18 protein-coding genes and 2 tRNA genes are annotated in these 20,021 nt (G+C 71.1%); 7 read left to right on the top strand and 13 right to left on the bottom strand.

Translation table 11 applies throughout. The features are described from left to right. Positions 1–378: 378 nt before the first annotated feature. Positions 379–1,323, top strand: a complete 945-nt coding sequence (locus tag KIH73_RS05225; RefSeq protein WP_219081282.1) for an AEC family transporter — start codon at positions 379–381, stop codon at positions 1,321–1,323. A 131-nt stretch (positions 1,324–1,454) separates the two neighbouring features. Here the strand turns inward: KIH73_RS05225 and KIH73_RS05220 are convergent, their stop codons facing one another. The 10 genes from KIH73_RS05220 to KIH73_RS05175 all read right to left on the bottom strand — a co-directional run bounded on the left by KIH73_RS05220 (position 1,455) and on the right by KIH73_RS05175 (position 12,894). Then, the gene (locus tag KIH73_RS05220) at positions 1,455–2,915 is read right to left on the bottom strand and encodes an FtsX-like permease family protein (protein ID WP_219081280.1); all 1,461 of its coding nucleotides are present in this window, start codon (positions 2,913–2,915) and stop codon (positions 1,455–1,457) included. After that, positions 2,912–3,988: an ABC transporter ATP-binding protein gene (locus KIH73_RS11200; protein ID WP_420830219.1), complete on the bottom strand. Its 1,077-nt coding sequence runs from the start codon at positions 3,986–3,988 to the stop codon at positions 2,912–2,914. Before KIH73_RS11200 ends, KIH73_RS05220 begins: the two co-directional genes overlap by 4 nt. Before the next feature lie 532 nt (positions 3,989–4,520). Further along, positions 4,521–5,243 (bottom strand): ribonuclease HII, encoded by a 723-nt coding sequence (locus KIH73_RS05210; RefSeq protein WP_219081278.1) that lies wholly within the window; start codon positions 5,241–5,243, stop codon positions 4,521–4,523. Positions 5,244–5,292: 49 nt separating this feature from the next. Then, entirely contained in the window at positions 5,293–6,030 is a 738-nt protein-coding gene (gene lepB, locus KIH73_RS05205; protein WP_236022599.1) for a signal peptidase I, read from the bottom strand. 125 nt (positions 6,031–6,155) lie between these two features. After that, entirely contained in the window at positions 6,156–6,533 is a 378-nt protein-coding gene (gene rplS, locus KIH73_RS05200; protein ID WP_219081276.1) for a 50S ribosomal protein L19, read from the bottom strand. A 456-nt stretch (positions 6,534–6,989) separates the two neighbouring features. After that, positions 6,990–7,463: a DUF1893 domain-containing protein gene (locus tag KIH73_RS05195; protein WP_219081274.1), complete on the bottom strand. Its 474-nt coding sequence runs from the start codon at positions 7,461–7,463 to the stop codon at positions 6,990–6,992. A gap of 182 nt (positions 7,464–7,645) precedes the next feature. Next, entirely contained in the window at positions 7,646–8,203 is a 558-nt protein-coding gene (locus KIH73_RS05190; protein WP_219081272.1) for an ECF transporter S component, read from the bottom strand. A gap of 76 nt (positions 8,204–8,279) precedes the next feature. Beyond that, positions 8,280–9,194, bottom strand: a complete 915-nt coding sequence (locus KIH73_RS05185) for a DUF362 domain-containing protein (RefSeq protein ID WP_219081270.1) — start codon at positions 9,192–9,194, stop codon at positions 8,280–8,282. A 448-nt stretch (positions 9,195–9,642) separates the two neighbouring features. After that, the gene (gene pgi / locus KIH73_RS05180) at positions 9,643–11,340 is read right to left on the bottom strand and encodes a glucose-6-phosphate isomerase (protein WP_219081268.1); all 1,698 of its coding nucleotides are present in this window, start codon (positions 11,338–11,340) and stop codon (positions 9,643–9,645) included. A gap of 195 nt (positions 11,341–11,535) precedes the next feature. Then, entirely contained in the window at positions 11,536–12,894 is a 1,359-nt protein-coding gene (locus KIH73_RS05175) for an acyltransferase family protein (RefSeq protein WP_219081265.1), read from the bottom strand. Positions 12,895–13,144: 250 nt separating this feature from the next. On the opposite strand from KIH73_RS05175, the gene KIH73_RS05170 reads away from it, so the two are divergent. The 3 genes from KIH73_RS05170 (at position 13,145) to KIH73_RS05160 (ending at position 14,452) form a co-directional block, all read left to right on the top strand. Then, a tRNA-Thr gene (locus KIH73_RS05170) sits at positions 13,145–13,220 on the top strand. A gap of 64 nt (positions 13,221–13,284) precedes the next feature. Next, positions 13,285–13,365 (top strand) — tRNA-Leu (locus KIH73_RS05165). A gap of 88 nt (positions 13,366–13,453) precedes the next feature. Beyond that, the gene (locus tag KIH73_RS05160) at positions 13,454–14,452 is read left to right on the top strand and encodes an AEC family transporter (protein WP_219081263.1); all 999 of its coding nucleotides are present in this window, start codon (positions 13,454–13,456) and stop codon (positions 14,450–14,452) included. Between the two features lie 215 nt (positions 14,453–14,667). Here KIH73_RS05160 and KIH73_RS05155 read toward each other — a convergent pair whose 3' ends face one another. Beyond that, positions 14,668–15,342 carry a non-canonical purine NTP pyrophosphatase gene (locus tag KIH73_RS05155; RefSeq protein WP_219081261.1) on the bottom strand — a complete coding sequence of 225 codons (675 nt, stop codon included), beginning with the start codon at positions 15,340–15,342 and terminating at the stop codon, positions 14,668–14,670. Between the two features lie 46 nt (positions 15,343–15,388). Continuing rightward, the gene (gene rph / locus KIH73_RS05150; protein WP_219081259.1) at positions 15,389–16,150 is read right to left on the bottom strand and encodes a ribonuclease PH; all 762 of its coding nucleotides are present in this window, start codon (positions 16,148–16,150) and stop codon (positions 15,389–15,391) included. 179 nt (positions 16,151–16,329) lie between these two features. On the opposite strand from rph, the gene KIH73_RS05145 reads away from it, so the two are divergent. Next, positions 16,330–17,652 carry a nicotinate phosphoribosyltransferase gene (locus tag KIH73_RS05145; protein WP_219081257.1) on the top strand — a complete coding sequence of 441 codons (1,323 nt, stop codon included), beginning with the start codon at positions 16,330–16,332 and terminating at the stop codon, positions 17,650–17,652. An 85-nt stretch (positions 17,653–17,737) separates the two neighbouring features. Continuing rightward, the gene (locus KIH73_RS05140; RefSeq protein WP_219081255.1) at positions 17,738–18,748 is read left to right on the top strand and encodes an aldo/keto reductase; all 1,011 of its coding nucleotides are present in this window, start codon (positions 17,738–17,740) and stop codon (positions 18,746–18,748) included. A 183-nt stretch (positions 18,749–18,931) separates the two neighbouring features. Here KIH73_RS05140 and KIH73_RS05135 read toward each other — a convergent pair whose 3' ends face one another. Then, complete coding sequence (locus KIH73_RS05135) at positions 18,932–19,231, bottom strand: DUF3039 domain-containing protein (RefSeq protein WP_219081253.1); 300 nt, start codon at positions 19,229–19,231, stop codon at positions 18,932–18,934. A 298-nt stretch (positions 19,232–19,529) separates the two neighbouring features. Between KIH73_RS05135 and coaD the strand changes: the two genes are divergently transcribed. Then, positions 19,530–20,021: a pantetheine-phosphate adenylyltransferase gene (gene coaD, locus KIH73_RS05130; protein ID WP_219081251.1), complete on the top strand. Its 492-nt coding sequence runs from the start codon at positions 19,530–19,532 to the stop codon at positions 20,019–20,021.

Raw genomic sequence — 20,021 nt, 5'->3', positions numbered from 1 at the left:
CACGACTAGCTGAGGCAGCCTGGCGGCGAGACCGCCGGTATGAACGGCGTCATGACGCCATCGATACTCCGGGTATCCGCACGGGGACGCCTCAGCTAAGGCGTTTCGGTGTCTGCAACGGCCGAAAACTACCCCATCTAGGCGAGATGCCGGCGGTATCGGCGCCGGCTCGGTCCCGGACGGCGGCGCATTTGGAGCGCCGGAGCGCCGATTGCGGGGAGAGGCCGATTGCGGGACGGCGATCGTCGCATCGCCGATGCGGAGCGCCGAAAGGAAAGGCGACAACCGCCCGAGTTCGGCGCGCGTTCCTGACTGGTGAGACGCGGGGCGCCGGCGCGCGGGCTTGTTGGCACACTGGGCATGGAGGAAAGGACGGATATGGCGGGTTTGTTGAGCGCGATGCAGGGCTTCTGCGTGATCGGCATCGTGATTCTTGCGGGCTACGTCGCCGCGCGCATGCGCATCGGCGGGTCCTCGGCGCAGATGGTGCTCAACCGATTCAGCTTCTTCGTGTGCAGCCCGTGCCTGATGTTCGCCATCCTGTCCAAGGAGCCGATCTTCGACATCTTCCACTCGTCGATCGTCGTGGCGTTCCTGTCGGCGATGGCGGTCGGCGCGATCTTCCTGGTCCTCAACCGCCTGTTCTTCCACATGGGCGCGGCCGACGCGACGATCGGCGCGCTGAACTCCCTGTACCTGAACTCCAACAACATCGGCCTGCCCATCGCCACCTACATCCTGGGCAACCCGGCGCTGGTCGCGCCGATCCTGGTGATGCAGCAGGCGCTGTTCACGCCGGTCGGGCTGACCGTGCTCGACGTGGCCACCAAGGGCGAGGCCTCGGCCAGGGAGATCGCCAGGCAGCCGCTGCACCAGCCGATGCTGATCGCCTCGGTGCTGGGCATCGTCGTCGCGGCCGTCTCCGACCGGGTCGGCCGGTTCATCGTCCCCGACTTCCTGTTCGACCCGATCGACATGATCGGCGACGCCGCCGTGCCGATGATCCTGATGGCCTTCGGCATGTCCCTGCACGGCGCCAGGCCGATGCAGAGCCGCACCGACCGGAACGCGACCATCACGGTGACGGTGCTCAAGAACATCGTGATGCCGCTGGTCGCGTTCCTGCTGGCCTACTTCCTGATGGGGTTCCGCGGGCCGACGCTGTACGCCTGCGTGGTGCTCGCGGCGCTGCCGACCGGCCAGAACGTGTACAACTACGCGGCACGGTACAACGTGGGGCTCACCTTCGCGCGCGACGGCATCCTGCTGAGCACGCTGACCAGCCCGATCGTCATCGCGCTGGTCGCCGTGCTGCTGGGCTGATTCCGCCCCCGCCGGCGTCCGGGCGCCCCGCCGCCGGCTACCCAACGCACAATGTGCGTGTCGTTTGGGCGGCCGAATGACGGTAAATCAAGGATTTCAGCCCCTCCCCCACATGCACATTGTGCGCGGTGTCAGTCGTCGGCGCGGTAGTCCATCAGGTTCAGCCCGGCCGCGACCCGGTTCGAGGCGAACGCGCCGACCGACACCAGCGCGAAGCACAGCGCGATGCCGCCCAGGAAGCTCAGGATCGTGGCGGGCTGGGTCATCGACGCGGCGAACAGCGGGAACATCAGCAGCATCGAGCAGCCGCCGGCGACGATCACGACGATGGTCAGCGGCGTGAGCACCTCGATGAACCGCGCGCGGTTCAGCGTCGCCACGTCCGTGCCCTCGAGCACCAGCATCCGGTACTCGGCGGCCTGGTCGTACACGGAGCCGGCCTGCATCACCCCGCAGCTGACCGCGGCGAGCACGGCGGCGAAGGCGAGCGTGAGCAGTCCGCCGGTGCCGATGTCGCGCATCATCGTCACGCTCGGGTCGGTCGCGGGCGGCGCCTCGCCGCCGGAGGTCCACACCGCGCTCGACAGGTAGCCGCAGATCGAGGTGATGCCCGCGATGAACACGGCGAGCGCGATGCCCGAGACGTTGCGCCAGGCGCGCTTGGGGTTGTCGAGGATGCGGCGCATCGCGATCATCGTGGCCGCGTCCTTCGGGTGGCGCGCCTTGGCGCGCGCCCGCGCCGCGACCACCCACGAGCCGACCAGGTTCACCACGGCGAACACCAGGAAGAAGAACCCGAAGATCACCGCGTAGACCACGCCGTCGCCGAACTCCACGAGCACGGTCGGGTTGGAGAACAGCAGGTACGCCGCGGCCACGACGACCACGAAGATCAGCACGCGCCATGCGGCCGGCAGCGGCTGGGCGGCCCGCGAGGTCACGCCGAGCGGGGTGACCGCCACGCGGCGCAGCGTCACCAGCGCCGAGACCAGCGCCAGCACCGTCACCCCGGCCACGACCGCGACCAGCGCCAGCGGCCCGACCCACAGCTGCTCGAAGGTGAAGCGCTGGTTCTGGAAGTTCAGCAGCATGATCAGCGGCATCAGCGCGAAGTAGCCGACGATGCCGACCAACGCGCCGACCAGCGCCTGGCCGGCCGCATCCAGCGCGGTCAGCCGGACGACCTGCCCGGTCGTCGCGCCGGCCAGACGCAGCGCGGCCAGCCGGGCGTCGCGCCGGGACGCGGCCAGGCGCGCGGCGGAGCCGGCGAGCGCCGCGAACGGCACGACCAGCAGGATGCAGGCGAACGCCGCAAGCAGCACGTAGGTGCTGGCCATCTGCGTCGCCCCGTCCTCGGCGAGCAGCCGCGAGAACCGCTCGTAGGTGCCGGGCGCGCAGGCGCCGGAGTCGAACAGGCAGGGCACCGTGTGGTCGGGCGAGGCGCGCCAGACGAAGCCGTGGACGCCGCCGAGCACGGTGAGGAAGATCGCGGTCGCCGCGGCGAAGGCGATGACGGCCAGGACCGAGGTGTGCGACGTGGCATCGCGCCGGCCCGGGCGGTGGAACAGGCGCCACAGCGCGAAGGTGCTCATCGTGCCGCCTCGCTTCCCGAATCGGCGGGGCGCGCGGCGCCGGCCCGCCAGGTCGGCGCGGAGACGATGCGCTCGTCCTGCGGCGTCGGGGCCGCCGATGCGGGCGCGGCCAGCGGGCCGGCCTGCGGTTGCGGCCATGCCCCGGCCGGCGCGGCGGCGACCGGCTGGCCCGGCTGCGCGGCGCCCGGGTACGCGGGCTGATACGCGGGCCGGTACGGTGCGCCGCCCTGCCGCGCGCCTGCCTGCGCCGCCGGGTACGGCTGTCCGAACGCCGCCTGCTGCGGGGAGTCGAACAGACGGCCGTCCTGCATGTACACGGTCCGGTCGCAGAACGCGGCGACGTTCGGATCGTGCGTGACCACGACGACGGCGGCCCCGTTGGCCCGGCTCGCGTCCATCAGGATGCCCATCACCTCGCGGCCGGTGGCCTGGTCGAGCGCGCCGGTCGGCTCGTCGGCGAACACGACCGCCGGCTGCACGCACAGCGCGCGGGCGATGGCGACGCGCTGCATCTGGCCGCCGCTCATCTCGCCCGGGCGGTGCGTGGCGAGCGCGCGCAGGCCGAGCCGTTCCAGCCACAGGACCGCCGCGTCGGTGGCCTGGCGGTAGCCGACGCCGCCCAGCATCATCGGCAGGGCGATGTTCTCGACCGCGGGCAGCTCGGGCAGCAGCTGGCCGGACTGGAACACGAAGCCGAAGGCGCCGCGGCGCAGCTTGGTGCGCTCGGCGTCGGGCATCGCGGTCAGGTCCGCGCCGCGGAAGCTCACGCTGCCGGAGGTCGGACGGATGATGCCGGCCAGGGCGTGCAGCAGCGTGGACTTGCCGGAGCCGGAGGGGCCCATCACGGCGACCGTCTCGCCCTCGCCGAGCGTGAGGCTCACCTGGTTGAGCGCGAGGGTGTGCATGCCGGTGGCCGGGCCGACGCCCGCGGTGCCGTGGTCGGCCGCGGCGCGCGCGACGTCGGCGGAGTAGTCCATGACCAGTCCCTCCGCGGCGAGCACGGCCTGGGGCCGGGATGCGTATCGTGCGCCGTCGGACGGCGCGGGGTTCGTGAACTGTGGTGCTGTGCTCATGCCTTGAGGCTACGTCCGCGCGGCGGCGGCACCCATCGGGCAGGGGAATGATTGTCCGGGCCGGGCGGCCGGGGCGTCATCCCTGAGGATTACGGCGGGGCCCGGAGCCGCGGGCGGGCCGTCCAGGCCCGGGATTGCGGGCCGGCGCCATGCGACCCAGGTCCGGCCCGGAATCGCGGGGCCGGCGCCATGCGACCCGGATCCGGGCGGCCGCAGGCGGGCCGCATTCATGCAATCCGGATCCGAGAAGCCGCAGGCCGATGCCCATGCCATCCGGATCAGAAAGGCTGGAGGCCGATGCCCATGCCCTCCGGAAAGCCGCGGCAGGCGGCCCCATGCGCACAATGTGCAATTCTTCACGCTGAGAGGGAATTATCCGGCTCTCAGCGTGAAGAATTGCACATTGTGCGCTGGGTAGAAGGCGGACGACGGGACCTGGCCCTGCGAGGCGGAGCGCGACGGGCGGGCGGCGGAAGGCTAGGCCCGGGCCCTGCCCGGCCCGGCGCGGCGCGAGGCGAAGCGAAGCGGGCGGTCAGGCCAGGTGCCAGCTGATGCGGTGCAGGGGGGTCGGGCCATGCTCGGCGATCGCCCTGCGGTGGGCCTCGGAGCCGTATCCCTTGTTGCGCTCCCATTCGTAGGGCGCATAGCGGTCGTCGCTCCGGGCCAGGTCGGCCATGAGATGGTCGCGGGTGACCTTGGCGATGACGGCGGCGGCCGCGACGGTGGCGCAGTGGCGGTCGCCCTTGACCTTGGTGACCACGTGCGCGGGGACCGGCACGCTCGGCGCGTCGAAGGTGTTGAGCGCCTTGGTGATGTAGTCGCTGGGGCCGTCGAGGATCGCGCCGACGCGCGGCGGTCGCGCGCCGCCGTCGGCCGGGGCCGGCGACCCGTCGATGCCGAGCCGGCGCTCCACGTCGGTGAGCGCCCGCAGCGCGGCGACGCCCAGCGCGTAGGAGATGCCCCATTCGTCGATCTCGGTGTTGCTGGCCTGCCCGACCGCGCTGGCCGCGCACCAGTCGCGCAGTGGTCCGGCCAACGCCTCGCGGCGGCGTTCGGTGAGCGTCTTCGAGTCGGCCACGCCCTCGGGCACCTGCAGCTCCGGCAGGTCCGCCGCGCGGATGGCCGCCGCGCCGACCATCACGGGGCCGGCGAGCGCGCCGCGGCCGACCTCGTCGAAGCCGACGATCAGGTCGTAGCCGCGCTCGGCGAGCGTGCGTTCGACGTCCAGCGTGGGCGTCTCGTGGATCACGGTCATGCTGCCTCCTTCCGTTGCCGCTTCCGCCGCCGCGAATCCGAATCGTGCGTCACCGCCCGGTCGCCGTGCCGTCGGGCACGTCGGCGAACGCCTCGTGGTGCGCGTCCAGCAGACCGATGCGGTTGAGCGGCCAGTACGTGACCAGCGCCACGCCCACGACGTCGCTGATCGGCACCAGCCCGTTCGCGCCGTCGTCCTGGTGGTAGCGCGAGTCGGCGGAGCTGGCGCGGTTGTCGCCCATGACGAAGACGTGCCCCTCGGTCACCTCGACGCGGAACGCGAAGCTGCTCGGGTCGACGCCGGGGCGGATGTAGGAGCTTTCGTCGATGGCGACGCCGTTGATCAGCACCGGGCTGCCGGCGCCGGCGCATTCGACCACGTCGCCGGGCAGGCCGATGAGGCGCTTGATCAGGTAGTCGTCGCCGAGCACGCCGCTGCGCTCGGACTGCAGCCAGTCGGCCGGGTCCTTGAACACGATGATGTCGCCGCGTTGCAGGTCGAAGACCCGCGGGGCGAGCTGCTGGGTGATGACGCGGTCGCCGGGCTCGATGGTGTTCTGCATCGAACCGGAGGGGATCGAGTAGAAGCCGAAGATGAAGATGCGCAGCAGCAGCACGATGACGACCGGGATGCCGCACCAGATCAGCGTGTCGCGGACGCCGAGCCCGCGCTTCGGCTCGGCGGCGCTTTTGTGCCGGGGTCCGGGGGACGGGTCCACGCCGTGACCGGCCACGGCGATGGTGTGGCGGTCCTGTTCATCGTCCGGGTATGGCGTCTGCTCCTGCATGTCCCTCCTTCGACGGCGGCGGCCGGGGCCGTCCGCTCCATCATACCGGCCGCGCATATGCGACGACCCGCCAGACGTCACGCCTGACGGGTCATGTCCACGCTTCATGCGCGCACGGCGATGGCTCAGGCCTTCTTGGCCTTCGCGCTGTTGTCGCGACGCTCGACGATGCGAGCGGCCTTGCCGCGCAGGGCGCGCAGGTAGTACAGCTTCGCGCGGCGCACACGGCCCTTGCGCACCAGCTTGATCGAGTCGATCGACGGGGAGTGCAGCGGGAAGCGGCGCTCGACACCGGTGCCGAAGCTGATCTTGCGCACCACGAAGGTCTCGCGCACGCCGGCGCCGTGGCGGGCGATCACCACGCCGGTGAACGCCTGGATACGGGAGTTGTTGCCTTCCTTGATCTTGACGTTGACCTCGACGGTGTCGCCGGGGCGGAAGTCCGGGATCTCCTCGGCCGGCTTGACATGCTTGGCGTCAAATGCCTCGATAGCATTCACCATGATTGTTCCTCCAACGCCGCCGCATATCAGCGCCTCGGTTCGGGGCCGCCGCCGCGTGGCTCCTGCCTGCGCGGCCGCCCAGTCCTCGATTCCCGCGGGTCTGCCCTCGGGAAGCCTGCCGATCCGCCGGAATCGCGGTGCGCGCACCGTCCGGCTGGACCCGTTGGGGAGGTGGGTCTATGCGGCAACCCGTCTCCCGACACAGCAACGCACTAGTCTACCGGCGCGGCAGGACACCACGAGGCCGGGCACGGCCGCAGCGGGACCGGCGCGGTTCCGGCAGTTGCGATGCGGCCGCGCCGGCTTCGACACCGCTGCGACGCAGCCCCGCCGGATTCGGCAGGCCCCGGCGGTTGCGGCGCGATTCCGTCGGCTGCGACGCGGTCCGCCGGCTGCGGCGCGATTCGGCGTCGGATCGCCTCCCGGCACCCGCGACCCGCCCCGCGCCCGGCCGCCCTACGCCGGGTCGCCGGCGCCGTCCGGCCGGCGCGCCGCCATCAGACGGGCGACCGCGGCGCGGATCGGCGCCTCGGCCTCGGCGGGGTCGTCGATCCCCTGCACCGATTGCTCGATCGGGCACATGCCGGTGCTCGCGCGGTTGCGGATCATCGGCACCAGCTCGTCGTACGCGGCGGCGACGCCGTGGTCGCGCAGCATCGCCAGCCCGGCCTCGCTCATCACGCAGCCGTGCACGGCCGTGGCGCCCAGCGTGACGTACAGCATCGCCGCCGCCTTGCCGATGACGCGGTCGGACGCCGCGAAGCCGTCCAGCCGCCGGCCCTCGGCCAGCCAGACGAGCAGCGGGCGCACGCCGCGGCCGGTGCCGGTCAGCGTCTCGCCGCCCCTGCAGGCCACGCAGCCCAGGGTGTCGTCGGCCTGCAGCGCCCGCCGCGCGCTCAGCCAATCCTTGTTCGTCTCGTCGATCCGCATCGCTGCTCCCCTCGTCGATACGCACGCCCCCGGCGCCGCCGGGCGCGCCGTGCGGATCCTCGCTTCGGGTCCGCACGGCACGCGACCGGGCGCCGCCGGGGGCGTCATGGATTCGTCGCCGGTCCCGGGCCGGCCGGCGCGACCCTTCCGGGTGCGCCGCGACCGCCCGGGCCGGCGGCCCCTCACTCCTTGGCGGAGCGGTGGTTCACCCAGAACATGATGAGCGGGACCAGGCCCCACTGCAGGATCAGGCCCGGCAGGCCGGCGGCGATGCTGGTCCAGATCGTGGCGACCGCGACGGTGCTGCCGAACGCGTAGACGCCGACCAGGATCGCCACGGCGCGCACGAGGCGGCCGCCGATCTGGGCGAGCAGCACCTTGCCGATCGTCGGCATCGAGGTGCCGCGCAGCAGGCCGGCGAACAGGCCGTAGGAGGCGAGCTCGACCACCATGAACGGCACCATCGCGGCGCCCGGCATGCCGGACAGCGCGAAGCTGGCCAGCGGGCCGAGCGCGCCGGCGACCGCGCCGGCGTACGGGCCGGCCAGCAGGCCGACGAGCAGGATCGGCAGGTGCATCGGCAGGAACGCCTCGCCCAGGCCGGTGCCCAGGCCGGAGACCGCGCCGACGACGTGGAAGATCTGCGGGATCGCGACCGCGCCGACGACCGCGGCGGCGGTGGCGAGCGCCTGCGTCCTGACGGACGGCAGCGTGCGGGTGGTGCTCAGGGTAGTTGCCATAATCTTGTCCCTTCGTGATTCTCTGTGGCCCCGCGGGCGGGGCCTGTGGTTGTCTCCTGCGCTGGCGCGGTCGGCGTCACTCGGCGTCGAGGTCGACCAGACGGTAGTTGCGGTTGCCCAGCGCCATCTCGACCGCGTGCTCCACCGTGTGGATGCCGTGGCGCGACTCCATGCGCTCGATCAGCGGGCCGTTGTTGTCGTCGGCCAGGTACACCTGGTCGACGCACGCCTGGTCGACCGCCACCGGGTCGAGCGAGGCGAGGATGCCGATGTCCTTCATCTCCGGGGCGTGCGGGTTGCCGTCGCAGTCGCAGTCGACCGACAGGTTGTTCATCACGTTGATGAACAGCATGTTGCCGTGCAGCGCGTTGAACACGCCGGTCGCCGCCTCGGCCATCGCCTCGAGGAAGGAGTCCTGCTCGGCGCTGAACGGCTCGTCGAGCACCTCGTCCTGGCCGGAGTGGATGCGCTCCTTGCCGTGCGACGAGGCGATGCCGATCGAGATGTTCTTCAGCGCGCCGCCGAAGCCGCCCATCATGTGGCCCTTGAAGTGGGACAGCACCACGTAGTAGTCGTAGTTCGTGAAGTGCGAGCCGACGAAGTCGCCGGTCAGGCGGCGGCCTCCCTCGACCGGGATCTCGATCTCGCCCTCCTCGTCCATCAGGTCGACGGGCGCGATGTCCATGAACCCGTGCTCCTTGATGGTCTGCCAGTGCTTCGAGGTCTCGTTGCGGGTGCCGGCGTACGCGGTGTTGCACTCCACGATCGTGCCGTCCAGCCGGTGCACGAGGTCCTTGATGAGGTTGGGGTCGAGGTAGTGCGTGTTGCCGCCCTCGCCCGTGCTCAGCTTGACCGCGACCTTGCCGCGCGGCTTGACGCCGAGGGCCTCGTAGGCCTTCATCAGGCCGGCGGGGCTGATGTCGCGGGTCATGTACACCACCGGCGCCGACAGCGAGTCGGTGCGGTAGCTCTGATACGTCGCATTCGCCATATTTGCCTCCTTGCGATCCCTAATCCCTGCGGTTTCACGATACAGCCGACGATTCGACAATACGCTGGCGAAGAAACGCCAGCCAATGCCTATGGCATCGGCCCGGCCATGCCCGTTCGGCATGCCGCCGGGCCCTTCCCGGCGCACCGGGCGGAGGTGTCGGTTCACAGGATCGCCGGGCCGGATCCCGTGAACCGGCGACACCGGCGCGTATGTGCGGTTCGCACGGCCGTTCCGCGGAATGCCGCCGAGCCGCATGTTCGCATGTGTGCGGTCGCACATGCCGCTGGTTCACAGGATCGAGGCCCGCCATCCCGTGAACCGGAGTTCCGGTAACCGGCGCCGGACGACAGCGCAGCAACGGCCCGGCCCTCCCCGACGATCGCCGGAGAGGGCCGGATCGGCGTCACGCCCGGCGCCCGCCCTCAGGCGGCGCGCCGGCCATGGCTCAGAACTCGCGATGCGCGCGGTAGAAGCGGATCAGCGACTGGGTGGAGGCATCCTGGGCGGCCAGGGCCTCGTCGTCCTGCGAGATCGCCGGGGTGATCTGCTTGGCGAGCTGCTTGCCGAGCTCGACGCCCCACTGGTCGTAGGAGTCCAGGCCCCACACGGTGCCCTCGACGAAGGTGATGTGCTCGTAGAGCGCGATCAGCTCGCCGAGCGCGAACGGGGTCAGCGCCACGCCGAAGATCGAGGTGGTCGGGCGGTTGCCCTCGAACACGCGGGCCGGGACGATCTCCTCCGGGGTGCCCTCGGCGCGCACCTCGTCGGCGGTCTTGCCGAACGCGAGCGCCTTGGTCTGCGCGAAGTAGTTGCCCAGGAACAGCTCGTGCACGTCCTGGTCGCCGTCCTTGAGCGGGTTCGGGGTGTTCACGAACGCGATGAAGTCGGCCGGGATGAGCTGGGTGCCCTGGTGGATCAGCTGGTAGAAGGCGTGCTGGCCGTTGGTGCCCGGCTCGCCCCAGAAGATCTCGCCGGTCTCGGAGGTGACCGGGGTGCCGTCCCAGCGCACGGACTTGCCGTTGGACTCCATGGTCAGCTGCTGCAGGTAGGCCGGGAAGCGGTGCAGGTACTGGTCGTACGGCAGCACGGCGTGCGAGGCGACCTTGAAGAAGTTGCGGTACCACACGTTGAGCATGCCCATGAGCACCACGGCGTTCTGCTCGAACGGGGTGTTGGCGAAGTACTCGTCGATCTCGTGGAAGCCGTGCAGGAACTCCTCGAAGCGGGCCGGGCCGAAGACCACGGCGAGCGAGGTGCCGACGGCGGAGTCCACGGAGTAGCGGCCGCCGACCCAGTTCCAGAAGCCGAAGGCGTTCTCCGGGTCGATGCCGAACTCGGCGACCTTCTCCAGGTTGGTGGAGACGGCGACGAAGTGCTTGCGGATCGCCTCGGCGCGCTTGGCGTCGGAGTCGTCGATCGCGCCGGCGGCCTTGAGCTCCTCGAGCAGCCAGGTGCGGGCGCCGCGGGCGTTGGTCAGGGTCTCCAGCGTGGTGAAGGTCTTGGAGACGACGATGAACAGCGTGGTCTCCGGGTCCAGGCCCTTGGTCTTCTCGGCCAGGTCGTTCGGGTCGATGTTGGAGATGTAGCGGGCGGAGATGCCGGCGTCCGCGTACGGCTTGAGCGCCTCGTACACCATGACCGGGCCCAGGTCGGAGCCGCCGATGCCGATGTTGACGACGGTCTCGATCTTCTTGCCGGTCACGCCGGTCCACTCGCCGGAGCGGACCTTGTCGGCGAACTCGTAGATGCGCTTGAGGGTGTCGCGCACGTCCTTGACGGTGTCCTGGCCGTCGACGATGTACTTGCCCTCGTCCTCGACCGGGCGGCGCAGCGCGGTGTGCAGCACGGCGCGGTCCTCGGTGTTGTTGATGTGCACGCCGGAGTACATGGCCTTGGTGCGCTCGTCGAGCTTGACGGCCTTGGCGAGGTCGGCGAACAGCTTGAGGGTCTCCGGCTTGATGAGGTTCTTGGACAGGTCGAAGTGCAGGTCGCCGGCGTCGAAGCTCAGCTTCTCGACGCGCTCCGGGTCCTCGGCGAACCACTGCTTGAGGCTGATGCCCTCGCTGCGCAGCTCGTCGTAGTGCTTCTGCAGCGCGGCCCACTCCGGGGTCGTGGTGGCGTCAACAGGAGGATTGATGGCCATGGGTGATAGGTCCTTTCCTTATCCGATGAAGCGACGGGAGGTCGCCCTCCGCGCCGTTGTCTTCACTTCACAAGGTACCTATGAAATTGGACAGATCCGGCGGCGCCGCGGGCGGTCCGCCGTTCCCCGTGCAAACGTTCGCACGGCGGCCCGGGGCGGTGTCCGCAGGCCGCGCGCCGCCCGATCGCGCCGCCGTCACTGCAGGCGCAGCAGCCGCATGACCGGCTGTCGCACGCCGCGGTCCGCCGCGGCCACCAGCACGACGAACGCCGCCGAGCACGCCAGCGCGGCCAGCAGGAACGCCACCGAGCCGCCGCCCACGCCGAGCGCGGCGGACGCCCGCCGCCACACGGCCGCCAGCAACGGCTGGATGCCGGCGTCCATGAACACGGACGAGAACACCGACTGCACGATGTAGAAGCCCAGGATGCCGGAGGCCAGCGCCCCGACCGCGCGTCCGGCCCACCGGGCCGCGGCCGGACTGTCCGCACCGCCCGCCGGCAGGCGCGCCGCCTGCGCTAGGTCGCGCACGCCGTCGCCGGCGCCGCCCGCCGTCCCGCACGTTCCGCCCGTCGAACCGTCGGCGCCCGCCGTCGCGGCGCACCACAGCGCCGCCAGCGCCAGCAGGAACGACAGCGCCGACGTCGACTTGAACGACAGCGCGCCGATCAGCGCGACATCGCGCAGGCAGGCCGCAACGACCTCGACGAGGACGGTCGCCGCCAGGACCGCCGCCAGCCCCAGGCGCCCCATGTTCCGCCGACGGCGCGCGGCGGCGCCCCGTGCGGCCGGGGTCATGCCGACGACGCCGGCCGCGGCGAACGACGCCGCGTACGTGACCGCGCTCATCCACTTGCGCCAGTCGGTCAGGCCGCGGGCCGCCACGTCGCCCGGGGCCACGAAGGCGATGTAGGCGTTCAGCGCGAACACCGCGGCCAGCAGCAGCGCCGCCGCCGGCACCACGGCGCGGCGCGGCGCGCGGCGCAGCACCCAGGCGAGCGCCGGCGCCACCGCCACGAACCCCGCGTACAGCCATACGAACTCCAGGCCCAGCGTCCACCGCCCGAGCGTCGCCACGCCGGGCAGCGGCACGATCCAGGCGTCGACGGCGAAGGCGATCGCCGCGTAGAACGCCATCGAGGCGGCGACGACGGCGAGCCGGCGCGCGGTCGCGACCGCGGCGGAGCGCCAGTACCCCGGGGCGTCGGAGCGGCGGGCCAGCGAGGGGATCAGGAAGAATCCGGAGATCATGTAGAACACGTGGTTACCCCACGCCCCCAGCAGCGCGATCAGCCCCATCGGGGCCAGCATGACGGGGGTCGACGACAGCAGCGCCCCGTCCGGCGTGCAAGCCTGCGGTTCGCACAGCGCCAGCGCGGTCCAGGGCATCATCGCGTGGAACAGCGAGATGCCGACGATCGCCAGCAGGCGCAGGGCCTCGATCCGCAGGTTGCGCGACGGCGCCGCGCGGCGCGCCCCACCGGCGCCGGGCCGCGCGCCCGGCCGCCCCGCCCGCACCCGGGCATGCTCCGTTCCGCTTGAGACCTCGGACACAGCGCTCCTTTCCGCCGGCGGCCCGCCGTCACGGCGGACGCAGGCGCCCCGCCGACCCGTCGTCCGGAACGCCTCCCGCCGCCGAGCCGGGCGCACGGCCGCGCCCCGCCGATGCATACGGACACCACGATAGCGCACCGCTCGCCGCCGCGCCCGTCGCGGCAAGACACGTCGGGATTGGACAAATCCACGGCATGCACTACAATCTATTTTTCGTGCGCGGGTCGCGAAATGCTTCCCGCACGACCACGCCACTTTAGCTCAGTCGGTAGAGCGGCTCACTCGTAATGAGCAGGTCGACAGTTCGATTCTGTCAAGTGGCTCCATCGCCCTAGGTCTGCGCCGGTCGCGGCCTAGGGTTTTGCATAACCGGCGGCATTCCGCCGCAGCGCGCGAGTGGCGTAATGGTAGCCGCGCAGGATTTAGGTTCCTGTGTCTTCGGACGTGTGGGTTCGAGTCCCATCTCGCGCACCCTCAGCCGCCCGCGCCGGACGGCAGCCGGCGGTATCATGGCGTGGCACACCATATCGTGGCACGCCACAACGCCGCAGGAGTTCCCATGACCGCTCTCATCCAACCCGTCACACTGCTGCTCATCATCGTCGCCGGCTACCTGTTCAAGCGCTTCGGCCTGTTCGGCGACCGCGACTACCGCGTGATCCAGAAGGCCGTGTTCAACCTGATCCTGCCCGGCGCCATCGTCTACTCGTTCGCCACGAACCCGCACGACATCAGCCTGCTGCTCGTCTCCGGGTTCGCGTTCGTCGCCGCGCTCGTGCCCACGCTGGTCATGTTCGCCTACTCGCGCCGCCGCCCGGTGGCCGACCGCGCGTTCCTGATGCTCAACGGCTCCGGCTACAACGTCGGCTGCTTCTGCTTCCCGGTGCTGCAGTCGCTGATCGGCCCGGCCGCGCTCGTGCCGGCCGCGATGTTCGACGTCGGCAACTGCGTGATGGTGTCCGCGGGCACGAACGTGATGACCCAGACGCTGCTGCACATCCGCCCCGGCAGGACGCTCGCCGAGCAGCACGCCGGCGACGCGCCGACGCTGCCCTACGAGCGGCCGAAGGACCGCGACGCCCGGCGGCTGGCGCACCGCGCGCTGGCCGGCAACGTCGCCAGGGGCTTCCTGACCTCGCCGTCGTTCGACACCTACCTGCTCATGATCGCGCTGATGCTGGCCGGCGTGGACCTGCCCGGATGGCTGGGCACGTTCTGCCAGCCGTTCTCCGCCGCCAACGCGTTCTGCTCGATGCTGATGGTCGGCATGCTCATGGATCTGCCCGCCACGCGCCACGACGTGCGCGACGTGCTGGAGATCGTCGGCTGGCGCATCCCGTTCGCGGCGCTGTTCGCGGCGGCCGCGTGGTTCCTGCTGCCGTTCGACGCGGCGACGCGCGAGGCCGTGGCGCTGTGCTGCCTCGCTCCGACCGCGATCTTCGCGACGCTGTACACCGACCGGGTGCTCGGCAACGCGCGCCTCGCCGGGTTCGCGCTGTCGCTGACCGCCGTCATCGCGCTGGTCACGATGACGGGGGCCAGCATGCTGATGGGCTGAGCGCCCGCGGCCGGGATCTCGCCGGATGGGACCGGGCCTGACGGGCGGGCCGGCGCCGCTCCCCTCCGCAGTCCGCGACACGACACGCCGAAGGGGTCCGCAGGCTTCGGGGGATGGTCCGCGGAGAACGGCGCAGATACGCCGAGGCCCGCGGACCATCCCCCGAAGTCCGCGGGCCCGTCGGGCGTGTCGGCCGGCGACCGGCCGGCAGCGGGTCAGCCGAGCAGCTTCTCGACCTCGGGCATCAGCGCGCGCAGCGCCTTGCCGCGGTGCGAGATGGCGTTCTTCTCCTCGGGGGTCATCTCGGCGCTGGTCAGCGGCCCGCCGCCCTGGCCGGCGCGCTCCGGCTGGTCGTCGGGCACGAACAGCGGGTCGTAGCCGAACCCGTGCTCGCCGCGGGGAGCGCGGATGATGACGCCGGGCATCTCGCCCGTGCGGGTGACCGCATAGGCGATCGGGTGGCGCCGGCCGTCCGCCCCCTCGGCCCCGCCGGGCACGGCGAGCGCGGCGGCGCAGCAGAAGCGCGCCGTCCGCTGTTCGTCGGGGATGTCCTCGATCTGGGCGAGCAGCAGCGCGTTGTTGGCCGCGTCGTCGCCGTGGCGGCCGGACCAGCGCGCCGACAGGATGCCGGGCGCCGCGCCCATCACGTCCACGATCAGGCCGGAGTCGTCGGCGACGGCGGGCATGCCGGTGCGCTCGGCCACGTCGCGGGCCTTGAGCAGCGCGTTCTGTTCGAATGTCGTGCCGGTCTCCGGCGGGTCGGGCAGACCCAACGACCCGGCGGACACCAGCGTCACGCCGGCGGCGCGATCGCCGAAGCTGTCCTGCATGATGCGGCGCATCTCGGCGAGTTTGCCCTCGTTGTGCGTGGCGACGACGATGGTGGTCATGGATGGTCCTCGTTTCTTCCGTCGTTGATGATGCGTGCCGGCGGCGTCAGCCGTTGAGCGCCGCGCGCTGGGCGGCCTGGAGCTCCCGGTTGCCCTTCTGCGCCAGGTCGAGCAGCCGGTCGAGCTCGTCGCGGCTGAACGGGCGGTGCTCCGCCGTGCCTTGGATCTCGATGAACTGGCCGGAGCCGGTCATCGCGACGTTCATATCGGTCATCGCCTGGCTGTCCTCGATGTACGGCAGGTCGAGCACCGGCACACCGTTGACGACGCCGACCGACACCGCGGACACGCAGTCCTTGAGCACCCGGGCGGCGCTGCGGATGCGGCGGTTGCGCTCGGCCCAGTTCAGCGCGTCCACCATCGCCACGTAGGCGCCGGTGACCGAGGCGGTGCGCGTGCCGCCGTCGGCCTGGAGCACGTCGCAGTCCAGCTGGATCTGGTTCTCGCCGAGCGCCTTCATGTCGACCACGCCGCGCAGGCAGCGGCCGATCAGACGGCTGATCTCGTGCGTGCGGCCGCCGATCCTGCCGCGCACCGACTCGCGGTCGGTGCGTTCGGCGGTGGCGCGCGGCAGCATCGCGTATTCGGCGGTGACCCAGCCCAGGCCGGAGTCCTTGCGCCAGCGCGGCACGCCGGTGGTGAACGTGGCGGTGCACATCACGCGGGTGGAGCCGCATTCGATGAGCACCGAGCCCTCCGGGGCGTCGGTGAAGTTGCGGGTGATGCGCACGGGGCGCAGCTCGTCGGCGGCGCGGCCGTCGGGGCGCAGCACCGTGCGGTTGCCAAGCATGTCCTTGATTTCGACCATGCCTCTCAACGTAGCACGCGGTGGGGCCGGCCCCGCGATCAAGGCACCGGTCGCGCGCGGTCTGCCGGCACGGCGCGCGGCGGGCCCGGCCCCACGGGATCCTCCGCCCGGCGCGGGCCCGGCGGTCGGCACGGCGCACTAGGCTGCTGCTTGATTATCCCCATCGAAGGAGGGTGACGATGGCTGAGTTCTCACCGGCGCTGATGACCGACATGTACGAATACACGATGCTTGACGCGACGCTGAGGGACGGCACCGCGAACCGCAGGTGCGTGTTCGAGATCTTCACCCGCCATCTGCCCGAGGGGCGGCGGTACGGGGTGGTCGCCGGCACCGGGCGCATCCTCGACGCGCTCGAGCGCTTCCACCTGGACGACGAGGACCTGCGCTTCCTGTCCGACCGCGGCATCGTCAGCAGGCAGACCATCTCGTGGCTGGAGAATTTCCGCTTCTCCGGCTCGATCAGGGGCTACCGCGAGGGCGAGATGTTCTTCCCCAACTCCCCCGTGCTGCAGGTCGAGGGCACGTTCGGCGAGTGCACGCTGCTGGAGACGCTGCTGCTGTCCGTGCTCAACTACGACTGCGCGGTCGCCTCGGCGGCCTCGCGCATGGCGACCGCGGCCAACGGACGCCCCTGCATGGACATGGGCGGCCGGCGCACCAACGAGTGGGCGGCGGTGGCCGCGGCCCGCGCGGCCGTGGTCGGCGGCTTCCAGGGCACCGCGAACCTGCTCGCGGCCAAGATGTACGGGCTCAAGGCGATCGGCACCGCCGCGCACTGCTTCACGCTGGTGCACGACTCCGAGCGCGACGCCTTCGTCTCGCAGATCGACGCGCTGGGCAAGAACACGACGCTGCTGGTCGACACCTACAACATCGAGGAGGCCGTGCGGACCGCGGTCGAGGTGGCGGGCCCGGAGCTCGGCGGCGTGCGCATCGACTCCGGCGACCTGGCGGCGCTCGCCCAGCGCGTGCGCAACCAGCTCGACGCGCTCGGCGCGACGAACACGACGATCACCGTGACCAACGACCTCGACGAATACGCGCTGGCCTCGCTGCAGACCGCGCCGGTGGACTCCTACGGCGTGGGCACCCGGCTGGTCACCGGCTCGGGGGCGCCGACCTGCGCGATGGTGTACAAGCTGGCCGAGCGCGAGGGCGCCGACGGCACGATGACGCCGGTCGCCAAGAAGTCCAAGGACAAGGCCACCGTGCCGGGCCGCAAGCTCGCCTTCCGCTCCTACGAGTACAACCTGGCCGACTGCGAGCACGTCATCGCCGGCTCGGAGGCCGACCTCGCCGCGTTCCGCCCCGAGGAGGGCTGGAAGGACCTGCTCGTCGACTTCGTCGACCACGGCGAGATCGACTCGCGCTACCAGGGCCACGACGCGATCATGGCCGCGCACGACTACCGCGCCAAGGCGCTGGCCGAGCTGCCGATCACCGCGCAGTCGCTGATGCGGGGCGAGCCGGTCATCCCGACCGAGACCACCGTGCTGTGACGCGGCCCGGGCGCCCCCGTACGCCCAGGGCGGCGCCGGCGCCGCTGCTGTAGTATGGGTCTTCCATTCCGATGAAGGAGCACCCATGTTCGAACCCACCGCCGACTACGCCCCCTCGCCCGCGCGCTACGAGGGCATGACCTACAACCGCTGCGGCCGCAGCGGACTGAAGCTGCCCGCGGTCTCGCTGGGCTTCTGGCACAACTTCGGCGACCACACCCCGCTCGAGACGATGAAGCGGCTGGTGTTCACCGCCTTCGACCATGGCATCACCCACTTCGACCTCGCGAACAACTACGGCCCCGAGCCCGGCGCCGCGGAGCGCAACGCGGGGTATCTGCTGCACCGGTACTTCGCCCGCCACCGCGACGAGCTCATCGTCAGCACCAAGGCCGGCTACGAGATGTGGCCGGGTCCGTACGGCGACCTCGGCAGCCGCAAGTACCTGCTCGCCTCGCTCGACCAGAGCCTCGAGCGGCTCGGGCTGGACTACGTCGACATCTTCTACCACCACCGGATGGACCCCGAGACCCCGCTCGAGGAGACGATGGGCGCGCTCGCCCAGGCCGTGTCCAGCGGCAAGGCGCTGTACGTGGGCCTGTCGAACTACGACGGCCCGACGCTGGAGCGCGCCGCGGCGATCCTGCGCGACATGCGCGTGCCGTTCGTCATCAACCAGAACCGGTACAACATCTTCGACCGCACCGTCGAGCGCAACGGGCTCAAGGAGACCGCGCGGCGACTGGGGCTCGGCCTGATCACCTTCTCGCCGCTCGACCAGGGGCTGCTCACCGACCGCTATCTCGACGGCGTGCCCGCGGACAGCCGCATCGCCGCGGACGGACGGTTCCTGCAGCGTTCCGCCCTGACCGAGGCCAGGCTCGCGCAGATCCGCCGGCTCAACGACCTGGCGGCCGGGCGCGGCCAGACGCTGGCCGAGATGGCGCTGGCCTGGCTGCTGCGCGACGGGGCGGTCACCTCGGTGCTGGTCGGGGCGTCGCGGCCCGCACAGATCCTCGACGACCTCAAGGCGCTGGAGAACACCGCGTTCACGGACGAGGAGATCCGGCTCATCGACGAGATCTCCCGCGACTGACGGCGCGTCCGACGGCCGGCCGGTTCACAGGATGGACGGCCGGCATCCCGTGAACCGGAATGCCGCAGATACCGTAAATCCCCGGAACCACGCAACGGCGTCGTTCCGGGGATTCGCGCATTCGGACGGCCCGAACGCCGGTTCACAGGATTCGCGGTGCGGAACCTGTGAACCGGCCGGCTGCTAGAACCCTCGCATCTCGTCGTAGATGCGCTTGCAGTCCGGGCAGACCGGGTACTGCGAGGGGTCGTGCTTGGGCACCCACACCTTGCCGCACAGGGCCACGACCGGGCGGCCGGTCATGCGGGACTCCGCGATGCGGTCCTTCGACACATAGTGCGCGAAACGGTCCGCGTCGCCGTTGTCGGTCAGGTCCGTCTGCTCCTTGGTCTCCGGGCGCTCAAGCACCGACGTGCCCGCGCCCTGGTCCGGAGACGACAGGGGCGAGACCGGGTCGGCGTCATCGAGGAATGAATCGGTCATCATCAGCTCCATCGTTCGTCGGGTGTGCATGGGACACCCGTCCCGCACACCATCATAAAACCTGCGCCCCGAAGATGCGCGACGGCATCATGGCGCATCGGATCCGCGTCCTCGGTTGCGCGTCGGCGGCCCGGCGACGCCATCGCCGCGGCGCCGCGACGCCGGCGGGTGCGGGGCGGTCGGATCGGCCGGCGCGCCGACGGCGTTCGGGGGGCTTCGTGGCGCGGGCCGATGCGGGAATCCCGCGACTCGGTTCCCGCGGTGTCGTCCGAGCCCGGTCACGCGGTAGGCTTAAGGCATGACTATCGCAGTGTGCCCCGGTTCGTATGATCCCGTGACGGCCGGGCATTTGGACGTAATCGAACGCAGCACCCGCTTCTTCGCCGAAGTGCATGTGGTCGTGGCGGTGAACGCGGCGAAGCGGCCGCTGTTCCCCGCGGCCACGCGCGTCGAGGCGATCCGCCGGGCGCTCGACATGGACGGGTACACCGACGTCAAGGTCACGTCGACCGACGGGCTGATCACCGACTACTGCCGGCAGGTCGGCGCGGCGGTCATCGTCAAGGGGCTGAGGCAGAACGGCGACTACGAGGCGGAGCTGGGCATGGCGCTGGTCAACCGCAAGCTCTCCGGGGTGGAGACGCTGTTCCTGCCCGCGGACCCGGTCCTTGAGCACATTTCCAGTTCCATCGTCAAAGACGTCGCGAGGCACGGCGGCGACGTGACCGGCATGGTGCCGGACTGCGTCGTGCCGCTGCTCGCCGACGCGCTGAACCGAGAGGGGGCATGA

The sequence above is a fragment of the Bifidobacterium phasiani genome (assembly GCF_019331775.1).
GTDB lineage: Bacteria > Actinomycetota > Actinomycetes > Actinomycetales > Bifidobacteriaceae > Bifidobacterium > Bifidobacterium phasiani.
The sequence above is the reverse complement of the archived record's forward strand: the minus strand, read 5'-3'. Positions and strand labels throughout refer to the sequence as shown.